We start from the raw sequence: 17,694 nt of genomic DNA, 5'->3' as shown, positions 1-17,694 counted from the left end.
ATCATGACTACACAACCAGAACAAGTATTAGAAAATAATTTAGTAAGTCAATTAATTGGGCTAGGTCATAAAGCAGTTACTATTAAAACAGAAGGTGATTTAGTGAGTAACCTTAAAACCCAATTAGAAAAACATAATAATACGACCTTTACAGCATCAGAGTTTGATAAAATATTGATACACTTATCTAAAGGCAATATTTTTGATAAAGCAAAAACCTTAAGGGATAAATACGTACTTCAAAAAGATAATGGAGATAAAGCATATATAGAATTTATAAATCAAGATTTTTGGTGTCAAAACGAGTTTCAAGTCACCAATCAAATCACTATAAACGGTAAAAGAGAAAACCGTTACGATGTTACTATTCTTATTAATGGTTTACCACTAGTACAAATAGAGTTAAAACGTAGAGGTATAGAGCTTAAAAAAGCTTTTAATCAAGTATGTAGGTACCAAAAAGAATCGTTTGCATCAAATAATGCTTTATTTAACTATGTACAAATTTTTGTTATTAGTAACGGTGTAGATACTAAGTATTATGCCAATACGTATAAAAAAGGTAAAAGTCCAAGTTTTAAATTTACATCGTATTGGGGTAATGAAAAAAATAGAAAAATCACCCAATTAGAGAAGTTTGCTAATATCTTTTTAGAGCCTTGTCATATTGCAAAAATGATTACTAAGTATATTGTTTTACACGAAAGTGATAAGATTTTAATGGTACTTAGACCGTATCAATTCCATGCAGTAGAAGCTATTATTGATAGAGTAAAGAATAGTGATAAAAATGGCTATATATGGCATACTACTGGTTCAGGCAAAACACTAACATCATTTAAAGCAAGTCAAATACTCACAAACAACCCTAAAATTAAAAAAGTAGTATTTGTAGTAGACAGGCAAGATTTAGACGATCAAACCGTAAGAGAGTTTAGAGCTTTTGATAAAGATAGTATTGATGGTACAGAAAACACCAAAATGTTGGTGGAGCAATTTTTAGATAATAGCAGACCGCTTTTAGTTACAACTATTCAGAAACTAAATTCTGCTATTTCAAAAACGAAGTTCAGAAAACAAATAGAAGCCCTAAAAGATGAAAAGGTAGTATTCATTTTTGATGAGTGCCATCGTTCACAATTTGGAGACACGCATAAGCGTATTGTAAACTTCTTTACAAATCATCAATTGTTTGGCTTTACAGGAACACCAATATTTGTAAAAAATGCTATTAGTAAAAAGAGTATCAAACTAACTACGGCAAATCTATTTCACGAGTGTTTACATGAATATGTAATTACTGATGCTATTAGAGATGAAAATGTATTAAAGTTCTCAATAGAGTATTACAATGTGTTTAAATCTAAAAAAGACATTGATGATACCAAAGTAGAAGATATAAATAAGCAAGAGGTATACGAAAGTGATGATTATATAAATACCATTACAGACTACATTTTAGCAAATCATAATCGTAAAACGCACCACAGAACGTTTACAGCAATATTTTGTGTAAGTAGTGTAGATATTCTAATTAAGTATTATGAGCTATTAAAAGCTAAAAAGGAAGCTGGAGAACACCTGTTAAATATTGCTACAATCTTTTCTTATAACGTAAACGAGCCAGATAAAGATGCAGAAGGTCAAATACACGAAGAAGATGTGAACGATGATAAACCTGTAAACAAACATTCCAGAGATAAGTTAGACGAGTTTATTGCAGACTATAATAAGCAGTTTGGTTCTAAGCATTCTACAAAAGACGGTAATGCATTTCTAAACTATAAAAAAGATATTTCTAAGCGTGTTAAGAACAAACAGATTGATATATTATTAGTAGTTAATATGTTCTTAACAGGATTTGATAGTAAGTCCTTAAATACGCTCTATGTAGATAAAAATTTGAACTATCATGGTTTAATACAAGCCTATTCTCGTACTAACAGAATATTAAACGAAAAGAAGTCGCAGGGAAATATTTTAGCATTCCGTAATCTAAAGCAAAATACAGATGATGCTATTGCATTGTTTTCAGATAAAAACGCAAAGGAAACGATTACTATAGAACCTTATGAAGAGCAAATACAAAAATTTAATGATGCTTATAAAACATTAATGAGTATTGCACCAACGGTAGATAGTGTAAATGATCTAGCAACAGAAGAAGATGAATTAGAATTTGCAAAAGCCTTTAGAGAAATAATGCGTTTAAAAAATATATTATCATCATTTATCGAATTTACTTTTGATGATACCTATATGAAAGAACAAGAATTTGCAGATTATACAAGTAAATACTTAGACCTCCACGATAAAATTAAAACAAATAACCAAAAAGAATCTGTATCTATTTTAGATGAAATTGATTTTGAATTAGAATTAATACATCGTGATGAAATTAATGTAGCCTACATTATGAGATTATTGGCACAATTAAAAGATGCAAAACCAAAAGACCAGGAAAAACAGAAAAAGCAAATCATAGATTTAATTGCAGGTGAAGCAGAATTAAGAAGTAAGCGTGTATTGATAGAAAAGTTTATTCAAAATAACCTACCTAAAATTAGTGATGGAGACAATGTAGAAGATGAGTTTAAAATCTATTGGCAAGAAGAAACTAAAAAAGCATTACAAAGCTTAACTAAAGAAGAATTCTTAAATCAAGATAAAGTCGAGGCTATTATTAACGATTATTTGTTTACTGGCAGAATGGCAACTGAAGACGAGGTAATTGAGACATTAGAGAAACAACCAAGTGTATTACAAAGAGAAAGTATTAGTAATAGAGTAACCACTAAAATTTTAGAGTTTGTAAAGACTTTTATTAATGGGGTTGATTAGGTGATTTTAATAACACTATTTTAAGTATCACAAAAAACGTTTAATTTGGATAAAATGTGCAAATATTGTGCAAATCACTAAAACAAAAAAGCTTCCAATTTCTTGAAAGCTTTATTATCAGTAGTGACCATGGCAGGATTCAAACCTGCAACCTCTTGAGCCGTAATCAAGTGCGCTATTCAGTTGCGCCACATGGCCTTTTTTGTGGGTGCAAATATAAGTTTTTTATTAAAACTTAACCAAATTTTTATTCCAAATTTGTAATTCATTACTTTTGAACATGGCAAAGGAATTATTATATCAAAAATTCAATCATATTTTCGATAATAACTTAATAGATGAGATCGAAAAAATTGGTACTATATGTACGTTTACAAAAGATGATATTATCATTGATATCAATCAACCATTGTTGTATATACCACTTTTGTTAAGCGGAAGCATTAAAATACTTCGAGAAGATAACGAGGGTAATGAATTACTCATTTATTTTTTAGAAGCAGGAGAAACCTGCACCATGTCACTAACCTGCTGTATGGGAACTTCAAAAAGTAAAATTAGAGCCGTCGCCGAAAAGGATTCCAGCCTCATCATGATACCTGTTCAAAAAATGCAAGAATGGTTTCATAATAACGAAAGTTGGCGGAATTTTATATTAGAAAGTTACCAAATACGTTTTGATGAAATGCTAGAAGCTATAGATAACCTTGCTTTCATGAAAATGGATGAACGCCTTTACAAATACTTAATCAATAAAGTTAAACTTCACACATCTAAAATTATTATTGCAAAACATCAGGATATCGCGGAGGATTTACATACATCTCGTGTTGTTATATCCAGGCTTTTAAAGCAGTTTGAAAACGAAAATAAAATAAAACTCAGCAGAAATAAAATTGAAGTTTTATAATGAACTATCTTGACTTTTTCTATTTCCTAAAAAATGACTAAAATTCGCCCATATTTTGTTACTTTTATTATTCGTAGCAACGCTATGCCTTTCATAAAGTGCCTAATCTGGACAAATTTTATCCCATTTTCGGTTAAACATTAAAAGTCAAGATGAGTTCAATACAAATAATAATATAAACAAGTAACATTTATTACAAAACTCCTTTAGTTTAACTTTACATTTGCGATAAATTAGTCAGGTATGGAATACATTTTAAACGCTTGGTCATGGTATATATCAGGACCACTAATCGCCGTTGTTATGGCATTATTACTCTATTTTGGTAAGACATTTGGTATGTCTTCTAACCTTAGAACCATGTGCTCAATCATGGGGGCTGGAAAAACGACATCCTTTTTTAAATTTAATTGGAAAGACCAAATATGGAACTTAATTGTTGTGCTTGGTGCCATTATTGGTGGTTTCATAGCAACACAATATTTATCAAACGATAGCTTAACCGATTTAAATCCAACTACCATTACCGAACTTCAAAATATGGGGTTTGAAAATTCTGGAGCCACATTAGTTCCTAATGAAATGTATAGTATGGAGGCATTAACCTCTCCTAAAGGATTACTTCTTTTAGTTTTAGGCGGTTTATTGGTTGGTTTTGGTACGCGCTATGCTGGTGGTTGCACTTCTGGACATGCTATAACCGGGCTTAGCAGCTTACAAAGACCATCACTAATAGCTGTTATAGGCTTTTTTATTGGTGGATTAATAATGACTAATTTTATTTTACCCCTAATTTTTTAAAACATGAAATATCTAAAATTTTTATTAGTTGGCATTTTCTTCGGAATTGTTTTAGTAAAATCTGAAGCCGTTTCATGGTATAGAATATACGAAATGTTCAGATTTCAATCATTTCATATGTATGGCATTATAGGTACAGCCATTGCTTCAGGAATCTTATTTCTTCAAATTTCAAAAAGAGGAACTATAAAGAGCCTTAAAGGAGCTGATATTTTTGTTCCTAAAAAAGAAAAAGGATTTTCAAGATACATCATTGGAGGGACGCTTTTCGGATTTGGTTGGGCACTTATTGGTGCATGCCCAGGCCCTATGTACATCCTATTAGGTACAGGTGTATATAGCATGGTTATTGTAATTGCCGCTGCCATTTTAGGTACATATATTTATGGGGCTATAAAAGATAAACTTCCTCATTAATGGACTCCACACAATTATTAGGATATATTGGTGCATTAATAGTAGGATTAGTTTTGGGGCTAATTGGAGGTGGAGGTTCCATACTCACCGTACCTTTATTAGTATACCTTCTAGGTTATAACCCAGTTATTGCAACAGCGTATTCTCTTTTTGTAGTAGGGGCTTCCTCTATGGTAGGTACTTATCAAAAATACAAAAAAGGCTTTGTCGATTTTAAAACAGGGCTGGCCTTTTCGTTCCCATCCTTTGTTGCTGTTTATTTATCCAGACGTTATTTAGTTCCCGGTATTCCCGATACGCTTTTTAGTTTTGGTGATTACTCCCTTACCAAAGAAATGGGCATCATGATATTTTTTGCTATTATTATGCTATTAGCTTCATTTTCTATGATAAAAAAGGAAAAGAACAACAATATCATTTCAAAATCTCAACCCTATTACAAAACATTTATTCAAGGTTTAACTATTGGAACTATAACAGGGCTTATTGGTGCTGGTGGTGGATTTTTATATGTACCTGCCCTTGTAGTTTGGGCTAATATTCCAATGAAAAAAGCAGTGGGCACCTCTTTGGTTATTGTAACAATCAACTCTCTAATTGGTTTTATAGGAGATGTTCAAACTTTAGAAATTGAATGGATATTTCTTCTTTCTTTTACTCTAATTTCAATAATAGGAATCATTTTAGGTGTATTTATATCAAAATTTATAAGTGGAAAGAAACTAAAAAAAGGCTTTGGTTTCTTTGTTTTAATAATGGCTGTTTATATTATTTATAAAGAACTTAAGTAGTTGTAATGTGACATAAGTCACAAAAAGAATCTTTTAGAATTCGTATTTTTGAAACGTTTTAATTTAAAAGGATTTCTATCTACTCGGAAATTAAAAATAGATTATGAAAATAGAACAAATTTATACAGGATGTTTAGCTCAAGGAGCTTATTATATAGAATCTAATGGCGAAGTTGCCATTATTGATCCATTGCGTGAAACTCAGCAATATGTTGATAAAGCAAAAAAAGAAAATGCTGAAATCAAGTATATTTTTGAAACCCATTTTCATGCCGATTTTGTTTCCGGACATGTTGATTTAGCAAAAAAAACCGGAGCTACCATTGTTTTTGGTCCTGGAGCCGAAACTGACTATGAGGCACATATAGCATCGGATAATGAAACATTTGAAATTGGTAATATAACCATTAAAGTATTACACACACCTGGCCATACTTTAGAATCTTCAACATTTCTTTTAATTGATGAAAAAGGAAATAATCATGCTATTTTTAGTGGAGACACCTTGTTTTTAGGTGATGTAGGACGTCCGGACTTAGCAATAAAATCTGATTTAACAAAAGAAGATTTAGCTGGGATGTTATATGAGTCCTTACGAAATAAAATCATGCCATTAGCGGATAGCATTATTGTATATCCTGCACACGGTGCTGGTTCTGCTTGTGGAAAAAATTTAAGTAAAGAAACCGTAGGACTTTTAGGAGATCAGAAAAAAACAAATTATGCTTTAAGAGCTGATATGACAAAAGAAGAGTTTGTTGAAGAAGTTTTAGACGGCATTGCTCCTCCTCCACAATATTTCGCTAAAAATGCGATGATGAATAAATCTGGTTACGATAATTTTGAGACTGTTCTACAAAAAGGAGATACTGAACTTAGCCCAGAAGCGTTTGAGGCTATTGCAAACCAAGAAGATGCCTTAGTGCTTGATGTTAGAACTGAAAAAGAATTCGTAAAAGAGCATATCCCTAACTCCATTTTTATTGGAATTAATGGTGGATTTGCACCATGGGTTGGTGCTTTAATTACCGATTTAAAACAACCTATTTTGCTTGTTGTACCAGAAGGGAAAGAAAAAGAGACTGTCACTCGATTATCTCGTGTTGGTTATGATAACACTTTAGGTTACCTAAAAGGTGGCATTAACGCCTGGAAAGATGCTGGTAAAGACATTGAAACTATTGAGTCTATATCTGTCGATGAATTTTCCAATCGCTTTAAAAGTGGTTTAATTAACACACTTGATGTTAGAAAAGATGGCGAATATAAATCGGCGCATCTCGATAGTGATTCTGTTCAACATTTTGCTTTAGACTATATTAACGATAATATGAATGCCATAGATAAAACCAAAACCTATCATCTACATTGCGCAGGTGGATATCGTTCAGTTATTGCGGCATCTATTTTAAAAGCCAGAGGTTTTAACGTTATAGACGTTGCTGGTGGTTTTGCTGCTATTAAAAATACAGACTTGCCAACAACTGCTTTCGTTTGCCCGTCAACCTTATGAAAATGAAAACAACTTTAAAAATACAAAATCTTAAATGCGGCGGTTGTGCCAACACAATTACAAGTAAGTTATCTGATATAGAAAACATTAGTGATGTAACAATTAACAACGAAAAGCATACCGTTTCTTTTTCTTATGAAAACGATAAAACGCTTTTAGATGCTAAACAATTATTACATAAAATTGGCTACCCCATTATTGGAGAAAAAAATGTGTTAGCTACAAAAGCCAAATCTTTTATTAGTTGTGCCATTGGTAGAATGAATGGCTAACTATTTTAAACGATTTCTGCGCTTAATCCTGCTTCAAGAAGCATGGAACAACGTGGTTTTAGGTCATCATACAAACCCGTTTTAACCGTACATTTTCCTTTATAATGAACTATAAGCGAGCATTGCTCAGCTTGTTCTGCAGTATGATCACAAGCATAGATGAGAGTCTCTATAACATGATCGAACGTATTAACATCGTCATTAAACAAAACAATTTCATTTTGAGTTGATACTTCTTCTTCAAGTAGTAATTCTTCTGATGTTTTTTCTTTAGGACTCATTTTTCAATTTTTATACTAAAATAATTTATTTTTCTTAAAAGAAAAGAAAAGGACACCAAAAATGATGTCCCTTCTAAATATAAAGCTGTTTTTATTAAGAATATTAGTACATATATTGTAATCCAATAATATCATCATTATCAAATTCTCCATTTACTGAAGTATTAAAACATGCTACCATAATTGAATTTGGGTTATAACCTGCAGATGTTCCTGGGATTGCATTTGCACCTATCGATCCAACGCCTTCATTTACATTTTGACCACAGCTTTGTCTTGTTTGCCAATCCGTATGTCTAAATCCAACCGAATGTCCAATTTCATGCGTAATTACATGCTCTATAACATTTGTGTTAAAATTATTTAATCCATATATCTGTACATACTTATGTGGTAATCCATTTGATGGAAACCCTGCAGAGCCACCTGACCCATTTTGTGTTGGGTTATTGTAAACAACCATATCTTTATTTTGATAGGCCGTGCCAAAAGTTAACGTAAAAGAAATTGAAACACCATTTAATTGGTTAAAATTATTTACTGCCCATTGTAATGCAGTTTTTTCTTTTTGCGTCAAGCCATATCCACCACCCCCAGTGTAACCAATAATAGATATATTTTTTCCCTGAGACACCAAATTATGTGTATGATAGTTCCGGTCTGTAAGGCCGTTCCCCATAGACATTCCCATAATCTGTTCTTCAGTTAACATAATATCTTCCTCTACTTGAACCATAGGTTTAGTTGAACCATCTGGTAATAAAAAATCGACAGCCTTAATACCATCTGTATTCAAGTAAAAATCAGATAATTTTTTTAACATGGCTTTTGTTATTTTTATTTTATCTGTCGAGACTTCTTGATCGTTTACCGTCTCTGGTTCTATTTGGGAAGCATCTTCGGAAGTGACATCTTCTTTTTGGCAAGATTGAAATAAAAATGTGAATGATAAAATTACTACTAAAAATATTTTAAATTTTTCAATGGTTTTTGTTTTCATAATACATATTTTAAAGTTAATGACCTACTCTATTTTACAGGTTTTCAGTCTTAGCCCTGACTGCAGTAACGATAAGATCATATATAAAATTTATTTATGTGGGATAAAAACGTGTCTTAGAAGGATGAATCAGGAAATAGACACCTGTTTGGGCACGTAAGTATACTATTGCCCTATTTAAAAAAGAATATTTATGTGGTTTTTTGAGGAAATTAATGGCTTTTTTTCACGAAAACGGTAATTCATTGAAAATAACCTAAGTAACCATCTTTTTCTTAAACTCTAAAGCCACCCAATTATTTCTTTCTAATTGGAATTGAAGTTCAAGGTCGTTTGTATTACATGCCGCTTTTATAACTGGAATATCATCATTGTAAAAACCGCTTAAAAATAAAGTCCCTTTTTTGTTTAAGCAAGATGTGTAAACCTCCATATCTTGCAATAAAATATTACGGTTAATATTGGCTATAATAATATCATACTTTTTGTCTTTTAAAACCGACGCATCTCCTTCTATAACGGTGATGTGATTACAATTATTACGGGCAACATTTTCAATACTATTCAAATAACACCAATTATCGTAATCTACAGCATCAATAGGTTTTGCTCCCTTCATTTCTGCCAAAATAGCTAATACTCCTGTACCACATCCCATATCTAAAACAGATTTGTTTGCAACACTATTTTTTAAAATATGCTGAATCATCATATGAGTCGTTTCATGATGCCCAGTACCAAAGCTCATTTTTGGCTCAATAATAATATCATACTTTGTATCTGGTTTTTCATGAAATGGTGCACGAACAGAACACATATCATCAACGATAATAGGATTAAAATTCTTTTCCCATTCTTGATTCCAATTGGTTTGTTCAATCTCATTAAAGGTAAAACTGATTTCAAATTCATCTGAATTTAAAATTTGAACATCTTCAAGTATAGATTCGTTCCAGTCTTCTTTTTGAATATATGCTGTAACACCGCTTTCGGTTTCAACAAAACTTTCAAAACCAGAATAGCCCAATTCCGCAATAAGTATTTCTATCCCTGGTTGCATGGGATTTACTTTAAATTCGTAGCCTATATAAATAATGTTTGACATCCTCGTCTTTTTTCGACTGCAAAGATAGAAGTAATACTATAATAACCAGCCTTCTCTATTCATTTTAATAAAACAGAAATAAGGGTATGCCTTAATTTACAAAAATCAAAACATACCCTTATTTAATAAAGTGTCTATAATTTAGCCCAAACTATTAGACTATTTTTTATGTTTAAAACGCATTTACAATGGCAAAAAAGTCGTCAGCATTAAGTGCTGCTCCTCCAATTAAACCTCCATCCACGTCTGGTTTTGAAAAAATTTCTTGTGCATTACCAGGCTTCACACTACCACCGTAAAGAATAGAAACAGCATCTGCTACCTCGTTACCGTATTTATCATTAAGTGTTTTTCTTATAAATGCATGCATGTCTTGTGCTTGCTCGGGACTAGCAGTTTCACCTGTACCAATTGCCCAAACCGGCTCGTAAGCCAATACAATATTTTCAAAAGCTGAAGCTTCTAAATGAAATAAGGCATTTTTAATTTGGCTTCCAACTACATTTTCGTGATTACCCGACTTTCTATCATCCAATACTTCTCCAAAACAGAAAATAACACGTAAATTATTTGCCAAAGCGGCGTCCACTTTTTTAGCCAACATCTCATCTGTTTCATTAAAATACTCGCGACGTTCGCTATGCCCTAAAATAACCGTTTCTACATCTATACTTTTAAGCATACTTGCACTTATTTCACCTGTGTAAGCACCCTTTTCTGCAAAGTGCATATTCTGAGCCACAACTTCGATTCCTGAAGATTCTAATGCTTTATTCGCTTGATATAAGTTGGTAAACGTTGGCGCAACCATAACCTCTGCATTAGATGTTTTAGTTTTTGTCTTTAAATCGTCTAACAATGTTTCTGTTTGCGTTAAATCGTTATTCATCTTCCAGTTTCCTGCAACAATATTTTTTCTCATAACCTTTTGCTAACCTTCTGTTTATCGAAGGACATTTTATTATTTCTAATTAATTATTTCAGTTTTGAAACGCTAAAATAGTTATTTTTTCAATGCTTCTATTAACTTATCGTCATCAGCTTCAATAACATCAAATACAACGATTTCGCCAGCTTTATTTACTACCATATATCTAGGAATCCAGCTAATATTTACAAAATCTGCAAAAGGACAATCCTTTCCGTTTTGCATATAATAATGATCACCTATAACATCGTACTTCTTTATACCCCGTTTCCAAGCGTCTTCTCCTCTGTCTAAAGATAAAAACACATAAGAGACCTCTTCAAACTCATTTTGTAAATGCTTTACTTTTGGCATACCTTTTATACAATCGCTGCACCATGAAGCCCAAATATCTATAACGATTGTCTTTCCTTTATTTGCTTCTAATATCTCATTAAAGGTTATCGAAGTTCCTTCTAGAGTTGTAAATGTATCATTTAATGCCTTCTCTGAAAATTGCTTGGGCGCTTTACTACAACTTGAAAGACCAATTAACAGGATGATTAAATATTTTATTTTATTCATGATCTAATATTTTACCAAGGTATTCATTGAAATGAAAAATCATTCTAATTTTACTTTTGGATCTAACCAAACATATACTAAGTCGACAAAAATATTGATCATTACAAACATTGTAGCTATCACTAAAACTGATCCCATAATAACGGGTAAATCTAATGTATTCAAAGCATTCACGATCTCTTTTCCTAATCCGTTCCAACCAAAAATATACTCTACAAAAACGGCTCCCGCCAACATAGAAGCAAACCAACCAGATATTGCTGTAACCACAGGGTTTAAAGCATTCTTCACAGCATGTTTTTTTATGATTTGAAATTCACTTAATCCCTTCGCTCTTGCTGTGCGAATATAATCTTGATTAAAAACTTCTAATAACGAATTTCGCATGAGTTGAATGACCACAGCCAGCGGACGAATACCCAATACAATAGCTGGAAGTATTAGATTTTTCCATTTAATATGCATGGTTTCACCAAAATCATCTAGCTCGTATAAACTCCCTGTCATTTCCAAATCCGTATACTCGTGCAGTATATATCCAAAAAACCAGGCAAATAAAATAGCACTAAAAAAAGATGGAATACTCATGCCAAAGGTGCTAAAAATCTGAATCGCTTTATCCAACCATCTATCTTTATAAAGTGCCGAAACGATTCCTAATAAAATACCTAAAATCATAGCTATTATAATAGCTGTTACTGCTAAAACAAAAGTGTTAGGTAGTGTTTCAGCGAGGACATGACTTACTTTTTTACCTTGTTTTGTAAAAGATTCTCGTAAATATGGAAACTTTAAAACTGTGATCGTGTTTCCTATTGAGAATAATCTGATTGCACTATACTTTTCCGCTTTTAGGAATGTGTAATCACTTTGTTTTTTTGAGTGAAATGAGACAGGTAACAAATCATTTATATAATAGAAATACTGTGTGCTTATAGACTTATCGAATCCATATTTTTGCTTTACTATGGCTAGCTGTTCACTATCTTCATTTTGCCCCAGCATCATTTGTGCAGGGTCTCCGGGAAGCACATTAAATAAAAGAAAAATAACAGTAACTACCCCAAATAATGTGAGTAAAGCGTATGAGATTTTATTTAGTAAATAGTTTATCAGTTGTTGATTATTGGTTGTTGGATTTCAATGTTACTTCAATAATGCCGGTATAAATGATATTATTTTGAGTATTTAACTCTCTTAGTTTTAAAGAATCTTTCACAACATTGATACTTTCAACCTTCTCCTCTTCTAAAGCCTCTACAGCTTCTTTTGTTGATGATTCTCCGTTAATAAAATAAGCAATAATATCTTCAACTACTTTTGGCTCCTGTTTTCTTTCAACTTTCGGCAACTCTAAATCATTAATATCATTCCAATGTACTTTTTGCTTAACCGTACCTGCATCTAATTCTATAATTCCTGGGTTAGAACGCACCACCGTTTTCAGGGCTTTTTCATCACACAAATAAAATTCAAAATCAATATTATAGGCCTCTTTAATTTGTTGTTTTGCACCTTCTCCAGAAGCTGTTAAACCAATTACTTTATACCCTTTTTTAATTGCTTCTTCCGATAAAGCTTTCAATTTTTTAGCCCCTTCCTGTTCTATTTTCTCTAAACTATAAGAAACTATAACTATTAAATTTTCTTCTGCTAAAAATACTTGTGTTAAATCTTCAGTTTCACTTTCTATTGAAAAATCATTGATAGGCGGTTGATATCCTTCTTGAATTACTTGAGTATCAACACTCACAAAATCACCCTCAACTGATGGGTAAGAACCATTCGTAACAACTATTTTCTCTTCTCCATTGACGTCAAACTTCCAACTATACTCTACAATAGGTTTTGCAGCATCTTCGGGAACACTCATACCCTCTTGAATATTTGCTCCAACTTTATATGCTCTGAAATCTTTAGCAGGCAAATGCTCTAATACATAATAACCAAACCAAAAACTAAAAATAAAACCTAATAAGGCAAGAACTGTTGTCATTAGCTTATTAAATAAAGGTTTAATATGCTGTATTCCAAAAAACAAAATCAATATAAAAAACAGTAAAATTAAGTCTTTCGTAAAGCTTTCCCATGGTGTTAACTTTAAAACATCACCAAAACAGCCACAGTCTTTTACTTTATCGAAATATGCCGAATAGAATGTTAAAAAAGTAAAAAACACAATCATTGCTAACAAACTCCAAATGGTAAATTTCGGTTTATATCCAATAAGTAAAAACACACCTAAAACAACTTCAAAAACAACTACCAGAACTGCAATCATTAATGCATACGGTTCTAAAAATGCGATATTTAAAACATCAACACTAAAATACTCCTCTAATTTATATGAAAACCCTAAAGGATCGTTTAGTTTTATCAATCCAGAAATAATAAATAAAACACCAACAAATACTCTTGATATGTTTACTAAAATCTTCATTCCTTTTTCTTTATATTTTTGACTAAATTATTTTTCATTTAAATGTATTAATGCAAAAACAGCATAATTAATCATGTCTTGATAGTTAGCATCAATACCCTCACTCACCAATGTTTTACCCGCATTGTCTTCAATTTGTTTAACTCGCAATAACTTTTGTAAAATTAAATCGGTTAAACTGCTTACCCTCATATCTCGCCATGCTTCGCCATAATCATGATTTTTATCTTGCATGAGTTGCTTAGTAATGGTTACTTGTTTTTCGTATAATTCGGTAGCCGTTTCTGTAGATAAATCGGGTTGCTCAACCACTCCTTTTTCTAACTGAATTAAAGCCATGATACAGTAGTTTATAATACCAATAAATTCACTCACCTCATCTTCATCAACTTTTCTAACATCATTTTGTTGAAGCCCTCTAATACGTTGTGCTTTAATAAAAATTTGATCGGTAAGTGATGGTAAACGTAATATGCGCCACGCACTACCATAATCCGACATTTTTTTAATAAATAAACTTTTACACGTATCAATTACGGCATCATATTGTTTTGAAGTATCTTGCATGAATTAAAATGTATTTTGCGTAAATTTCGCATAAAAAAATTTAACCATCAAGGTTTCAGGTTTAAAGTTTTAAACTTAGTACAAACACCATACAAAACGGTATAAATGACAATAAACTGTAAAGGAAAACTCATCAATTTAACATCACCAAAAGTGATGGGTATTCTAAATATAACGCCAGATTCGTTCTATGATGGCGGACAACATAAAAACGATACTGATATTTTAAAGCATGTTGAATTAATGCTTAATGATGGAGCAACTTTTATAGATATTGGAGCATACAGCTCGCGTCCTAATGCAGACCATGTTAGTGAAGCAGACGAATTAAAAAGGATCTTACCTATTGTCAATTTAATCTTAAAGGAATTTCCTCAGGTTTTACTTTCTATTGATACGTTTAGAAGTAACGTTGCAAAACAATGCATAGAAGCTGGAGCTGCATTAATTAATGATATTTCTGCAGGAAAATTAGATGATAACATGTTGCAAACTATTGCCAAATTGCATGTTCCCTATATTATGATGCATATGAGAGGAACACCGCAAACCATGCAACAACAAGCAGATTACGATGATATTATTAAAGATATGCTCTTTTATTTTTCCGAACGTATTGCTGCAGCAAAACAATTAGGGATTATCGACATTATTGTAGACCCTGGGTTTGGATTTGCCAAAACTTTGGAACAAAATTATGAATTACTAAATAAACTTGAGCATTTTAAAATAATAGAAAAACCTGTATTAGCTGGTATTTCCAGAAAATCTATGATTTATAAAACTTTAGAAACTTCGGCGAAAGAATCTCTTAATGGCACTACTGTTTTAAATACAATTGCTTTGCAAAAAAATGTTTCGATTTTAAGGGTCCATGATGTTAAAGAAGCCATGGAATGTATTAAATTAGTTGAATCGGTTGGTTAGTTGTTAGTTATTGGTTATTGGTTATTGGTTATTGGAATTTATGAAAAAAATATATATTTTATTTGTCTGTATTATTGTTTTTTCTTGTGGAAATGAAAAAGTCATTCTACTACCGGAAATTAATCACTCAGATATTACAGAAATAAATGATGTATCACCTGCTTATTTATTTTATGATAAGACAAAAAAAGATAGCATTGAGTTGAATAGAAAAAACCTAATCAGTACAACAAATTGGCTAATTAATGTTGACAAACGCTTAACACTTAAACAAGCTATACCTCATATAAAATTTCTTCAAGACAAAAAACAGAATTCAAGTCATAAAAACAAAGATGCTAAAAACTACTTTACTTGTAATGATACTAGTAGAAAAAATTTAGGATTTATTGAGTTTACGAATGTGGTTTATCATGAAGGTAATTCTATTAGTTATTTTTCAAAAATCTCAGATATTCCAACAAAGAAAAGAGTCAATATTATTTATAATGCTTCCCAAAAAATAGAAATTCATGGGTTCAATAAAAACTTAACTTTTAAAGTATCAAACGATAAAGAGTTCTTAAGCGATGTCAAAAGTTTTTTGAATAGTACTGAAGATATAGAAATCGTTATAGAAATTAAAGATAGTATAACTTTTCAATCATATATAACTTTAAAATCTCACTTACTAAAAATAGCAAAACAAAATGTATCAATCCTAAATGACGAATTCATTACTAATTAACCATATTTTCTTAAATTTACCAAAACCCACTACTGTTGGATATTTTTAAAGACATTCTAGACTTACGCCTCATCGATTATGTTGATGTTGTTCTTGTAGCCCTTTTACTTTATTATATTTATAAGCTTGTAAAAGGTACTGTGGCCATTAATATTTTTATAGGTATTATTATTATTTATTTAGTTTGGAAACTTACCGAATTCCTTGATATGGAATTGCTAACTGGTATTTTTGGTGGTTTTATGAAAGTGGGACTTATTGCTTTAATCGTTGTATTCCAACCAGAGATCCGCAAATTTTTATTAATGGTGGGCTCTACCAATTTTAATAGGCGACGCAAATTTTTAAAACAGTTGAAGTTTTTAAAAACCGAAACTAGTGACGAAACCGATATAGATGCTATTATTTCGGCTTGCAATAAAATGGCCATGTCTAAAACTGGTGCTTTAATAGTTTTTGAGAAAAATAATAATCTGGATTTTTTATCATCGTCTGGAGATGAAATGAATATAAAAGTGACTCAGCCTATTATAGAAAGTATCTTTTTTAAAAATAGTCCGTTGCATGATGGTGCCATTATAGTTAATAACAACATTGTAAAAGCAACACGGGTTATTCTTCCTGTAAATAATGAAAAAAATATTCCATTACGTTTTGGTCTCCGTCACAGAGCCGCCATTGGAGTTACTGAAAAAACAGATGCTCTAGCCCTTGTTGTCAGTGAAGAAACGGGGCATATTTCTTATTTTAAAGATGGTGAGTTTGTCGTTTTTGATGATATTAGTCAACTTAACTTAATGATTAAAGAAGATCTATCCTAATGACATGTAAAAACTGTGATACTTCGTTATCTGCGGAAAGTGATTTTTGCCATATCTGTGGTGCGAAGGTTATCAGAAATAGATTAACCATAAAAAATTTATTTGAACATTTTAGTGAAACGTTTCTTAATTATGATAATAAATTACTTCAAACTTTTATTATGCTCTTTAAGAAACCTGAAGATGTTATTGGAAGCTACATCAATGGGACTCGCAAAAAGTATGTGGATGTTATTAGCTATTTTGCTATTGCCATAACGGTATCTGGATTATATCTTTTTATCCTAAATAATTTTTTTCCTAAAACCTTGGACTATTCCATGTTCGCAGCTGCTGGTCAAGAAGAATTTAATAAAAAAAGCATAAGCTTTGTACAAGAGTATATGTCGCTTTTAATGATGCTTTATGTTCCTCTTTATGCGGTAATGGCTCGAATGACATTTATCGGTATTAAAAAATTTAACTTTACAGAATTACTTGTTGTATTTTTATACTTGCAAGCTCAAATGTCAATAATAACTGCCATAACTAGTGTTCTTTTTTCTTCCGTTGGAATCAATCAAGGTATCGTTAGTGTCGTTTCTATCCCCTTGATGATATTATATTCAGCATTTTGTTTAAAACGACTATATAACCTAAACTTCCGAAATATTTTTTTGCGAACGCTTTTATTTTTGGTCATTCTGGGTATTACCTTTTTTGTAATTGAAATAATTATGCTAGGCATCATGTATAGCAATGGTAGCCTTCAAGAATTGATTGAAGCTCAAAAAGCTGCAAAGTAAATAA

19 protein-coding genes and 1 tRNA gene are annotated in these 17,694 nt (G+C 31.5%); 11 read left to right on the top strand and 9 right to left on the bottom strand.

Going from position 1 to position 17,694, the window contains the following annotated elements; translation table 11 throughout:
• The first annotated feature begins 3 nt into the window (after positions 1 to 3).
• Positions 4 to 2,841: a type I restriction endonuclease subunit R gene (locus Q4Q47_RS21850; protein WP_303308852.1), complete on the top strand. Its 2,838-nt coding sequence runs from the start codon at positions 4 to 6 to the stop codon at positions 2,839 to 2,841.
• A gap of 124 nt (positions 2,842 to 2,965) precedes the next feature.
• Here Q4Q47_RS21850 and Q4Q47_RS21845 read toward each other — a convergent pair.
• Positions 2,966 to 3,039, bottom strand: a tRNA-Arg gene (locus tag Q4Q47_RS21845).
• Positions 3,040 to 3,121: 82 nt separating this feature from the next.
• Here Q4Q47_RS21845 and Q4Q47_RS21840 point away from each other — a divergent pair.
• The 6 genes from Q4Q47_RS21840 to Q4Q47_RS21815 all read left to right on the top strand — a co-directional run bounded on the left by Q4Q47_RS21840 (position 3,122) and on the right by Q4Q47_RS21815 (position 7,545).
• Positions 3,122 to 3,751: a Crp/Fnr family transcriptional regulator gene (locus Q4Q47_RS21840; RefSeq protein ID WP_303308851.1), complete on the top strand. Its 630-nt coding sequence runs from the start codon at positions 3,122 to 3,124 to the stop codon at positions 3,749 to 3,751.
• A gap of 243 nt (positions 3,752 to 3,994) precedes the next feature.
• Positions 3,995 to 4,552, top strand: coding sequence for a YeeE/YedE family protein (locus Q4Q47_RS21835; RefSeq protein ID WP_303308850.1), 558 nt, complete (start codon positions 3,995 to 3,997; stop codon positions 4,550 to 4,552).
• Between the two features lie 3 nt (positions 4,553 to 4,555).
• Entirely contained in the window at positions 4,556 to 4,969 is a 414-nt protein-coding gene (locus tag Q4Q47_RS21830) for a DUF6691 family protein (protein WP_303308849.1), read from the top strand.
• Entirely contained in the window at positions 4,969 to 5,760 is a 792-nt protein-coding gene (locus tag Q4Q47_RS21825; protein ID WP_303308848.1) for a sulfite exporter TauE/SafE family protein, read from the top strand. Before Q4Q47_RS21830 ends, Q4Q47_RS21825 begins: the two co-directional genes overlap by 1 nt.
• Positions 5,761 to 5,863: 103 nt before the next feature.
• Entirely contained in the window at positions 5,864 to 7,273 is a 1,410-nt protein-coding gene (locus Q4Q47_RS21820) for an MBL fold metallo-hydrolase (protein WP_303308847.1), read from the top strand.
• Between the two features lie 2 nt (positions 7,274 to 7,275).
• Positions 7,276 to 7,545 (top strand): heavy-metal-associated domain-containing protein, encoded by a 270-nt coding sequence (locus Q4Q47_RS21815; protein ID WP_303308846.1) that lies wholly within the window; start codon positions 7,276 to 7,278, stop codon positions 7,543 to 7,545.
• Positions 7,546 to 7,550: 5 nt separating this feature from the next.
• On the opposite strand, the gene Q4Q47_RS21810 is transcribed toward Q4Q47_RS21815, so the two are convergent.
• The 8 genes from Q4Q47_RS21810 to Q4Q47_RS21775 all read right to left on the bottom strand — a co-directional run bounded on the left by Q4Q47_RS21810 (position 7,551) and on the right by Q4Q47_RS21775 (position 14,430).
• A complete protein-coding gene (locus tag Q4Q47_RS21810; RefSeq protein WP_303308845.1) occupies positions 7,551 to 7,826 on the bottom strand; it encodes an ATP-dependent Clp protease adaptor ClpS in 276 nt (91 codons plus the stop codon).
• Positions 7,827 to 7,929: 103 nt separating this feature from the next.
• On the bottom strand, positions 7,930 to 8,826 hold the full coding sequence (locus tag Q4Q47_RS21805) for a M57 family metalloprotease (RefSeq protein ID WP_303308844.1): 897 nt from the start codon (positions 8,824 to 8,826) through the stop codon (positions 7,930 to 7,932).
• A gap of 256 nt (positions 8,827 to 9,082) precedes the next feature.
• The gene (prmA, locus tag Q4Q47_RS21800) at positions 9,083 to 9,931 is read right to left on the bottom strand and encodes a 50S ribosomal protein L11 methyltransferase (RefSeq protein WP_303308843.1); all 849 of its coding nucleotides are present in this window, start codon (positions 9,929 to 9,931) and stop codon (positions 9,083 to 9,085) included.
• 172 nt (positions 9,932 to 10,103) lie between these two features.
• A complete protein-coding gene (gene tpiA, locus Q4Q47_RS21795) occupies positions 10,104 to 10,853 on the bottom strand; it encodes a triose-phosphate isomerase (protein WP_303308842.1) in 750 nt (249 codons plus the stop codon).
• An 81-nt stretch (positions 10,854 to 10,934) separates the two neighbouring features.
• The gene (locus Q4Q47_RS21790) at positions 10,935 to 11,423 is read right to left on the bottom strand and encodes a TlpA family protein disulfide reductase (protein ID WP_303308841.1); all 489 of its coding nucleotides are present in this window, start codon (positions 11,421 to 11,423) and stop codon (positions 10,935 to 10,937) included.
• 39 nt (positions 11,424 to 11,462) lie between these two features.
• Positions 11,463 to 12,539 (bottom strand): ABC transporter permease, encoded by a 1,077-nt coding sequence (locus tag Q4Q47_RS21785; RefSeq protein ID WP_303309178.1) that lies wholly within the window; start codon positions 12,537 to 12,539, stop codon positions 11,463 to 11,465.
• Between the two features lie 7 nt (positions 12,540 to 12,546).
• Complete coding sequence (locus Q4Q47_RS21780) at positions 12,547 to 13,863, bottom strand: BT_3928 family protein (RefSeq protein ID WP_303308840.1); 1,317 nt, start codon at positions 13,861 to 13,863, stop codon at positions 12,547 to 12,549.
• Between the two features lie 27 nt (positions 13,864 to 13,890).
• Entirely contained in the window at positions 13,891 to 14,430 is a 540-nt protein-coding gene (locus Q4Q47_RS21775) for a DUF1599 domain-containing protein (RefSeq protein ID WP_303308839.1), read from the bottom strand.
• Between the two features lie 105 nt (positions 14,431 to 14,535).
• On the opposite strand from Q4Q47_RS21775, the gene folP reads away from it, so the two are divergent.
• The 4 genes from folP to Q4Q47_RS21755 are packed head-to-tail and all read left to right on the top strand — an operon-like array spanning position 14,536 to position 17,690.
• Positions 14,536 to 15,357 (top strand): dihydropteroate synthase, encoded by an 822-nt coding sequence (gene folP / locus Q4Q47_RS21770; protein ID WP_303308838.1) that lies wholly within the window; start codon positions 14,536 to 14,538, stop codon positions 15,355 to 15,357.
• Positions 15,358 to 15,397: 40 nt separating this feature from the next.
• Complete coding sequence (locus Q4Q47_RS21765) at positions 15,398 to 16,084, top strand: hypothetical protein (protein WP_303308837.1); 687 nt, start codon at positions 15,398 to 15,400, stop codon at positions 16,082 to 16,084.
• Positions 16,085 to 16,119: 35 nt separating this feature from the next.
• Complete coding sequence (locus tag Q4Q47_RS21760) at positions 16,120 to 16,905, top strand: diadenylate cyclase (protein ID WP_303308836.1); 786 nt, start codon at positions 16,120 to 16,122, stop codon at positions 16,903 to 16,905.
• A complete protein-coding gene (locus Q4Q47_RS21755; protein WP_303308835.1) occupies positions 16,905 to 17,690 on the top strand; it encodes a DUF3667 domain-containing protein in 786 nt (261 codons plus the stop codon). Before Q4Q47_RS21760 ends, Q4Q47_RS21755 begins: the two co-directional genes overlap by 1 nt.
• Positions 17,691 to 17,694: the final 4 nt, after the last annotated feature.

Source organism: Flavivirga spongiicola, from assembly GCF_030540825.1.
Classification (GTDB): domain Bacteria; phylum Bacteroidota; class Bacteroidia; order Flavobacteriales; family Flavobacteriaceae; genus Flavivirga; species Flavivirga spongiicola.
This window is presented reverse-complemented; position numbering and strand designations above follow the sequence as displayed.

Coding starts and splice junctions, on each gene's coding strand:
- Q4Q47_RS21850 (WP_303308852.1), top strand. CDS start 4: ATGACTACACAACCAGAACAAGTATTAGAAAATAATTTAGTAAGTCAA.
- Q4Q47_RS21840 (WP_303308851.1), top strand. CDS start 3,122: ATGGCAAAGGAATTATTATATCAAAAATTCAATCATATTTTCGATAAT.
- Q4Q47_RS21835 (WP_303308850.1), top strand. CDS start 3,995: ATGGAATACATTTTAAACGCTTGGTCATGGTATATATCAGGACCACTA.
- Q4Q47_RS21830 (WP_303308849.1), top strand. CDS start 4,556: ATGAAATATCTAAAATTTTTATTAGTTGGCATTTTCTTCGGAATTGTT.
- Q4Q47_RS21825 (WP_303308848.1), top strand. CDS start 4,969: ATGGACTCCACACAATTATTAGGATATATTGGTGCATTAATAGTAGGA.
- Q4Q47_RS21820 (WP_303308847.1), top strand. CDS start 5,864: ATGAAAATAGAACAAATTTATACAGGATGTTTAGCTCAAGGAGCTTAT.
- Q4Q47_RS21815 (WP_303308846.1), top strand. CDS start 7,276: ATGAAAACAACTTTAAAAATACAAAATCTTAAATGCGGCGGTTGTGCC.
- Q4Q47_RS21810 (WP_303308845.1), bottom strand. CDS start 7,826: ATGAGTCCTAAAGAAAAAACATCAGAAGAATTACTACTTGAAGAAGAA.
- Q4Q47_RS21805 (WP_303308844.1), bottom strand. CDS start 8,826: ATGAAAACAAAAACCATTGAAAAATTTAAAATATTTTTAGTAGTAATT.
- prmA (WP_303308843.1), bottom strand. CDS start 9,931: ATGTCAAACATTATTTATATAGGCTACGAATTTAAAGTAAATCCCATG.
- tpiA (WP_303308842.1), bottom strand. CDS start 10,853: ATGAGAAAAAATATTGTTGCAGGAAACTGGAAGATGAATAACGATTTA.
- Q4Q47_RS21790 (WP_303308841.1), bottom strand. CDS start 11,423: ATGAATAAAATAAAATATTTAATCATCCTGTTAATTGGTCTTTCAAGT.
- Q4Q47_RS21780 (WP_303308840.1), bottom strand. CDS start 13,863: ATGAAGATTTTAGTAAACATATCAAGAGTATTTGTTGGTGTTTTATTT.
- Q4Q47_RS21775 (WP_303308839.1), bottom strand. CDS start 14,430: ATGCAAGATACTTCAAAACAATATGATGCCGTAATTGATACGTGTAAA.
- folP (WP_303308838.1), top strand. CDS start 14,536: ATGACAATAAACTGTAAAGGAAAACTCATCAATTTAACATCACCAAAA.
- Q4Q47_RS21765 (WP_303308837.1), top strand. CDS start 15,398: ATGAAAAAAATATATATTTTATTTGTCTGTATTATTGTTTTTTCTTGT.
- Q4Q47_RS21755 (WP_303308835.1), top strand. CDS start 16,905: ATGACATGTAAAAACTGTGATACTTCGTTATCTGCGGAAAGTGATTTT.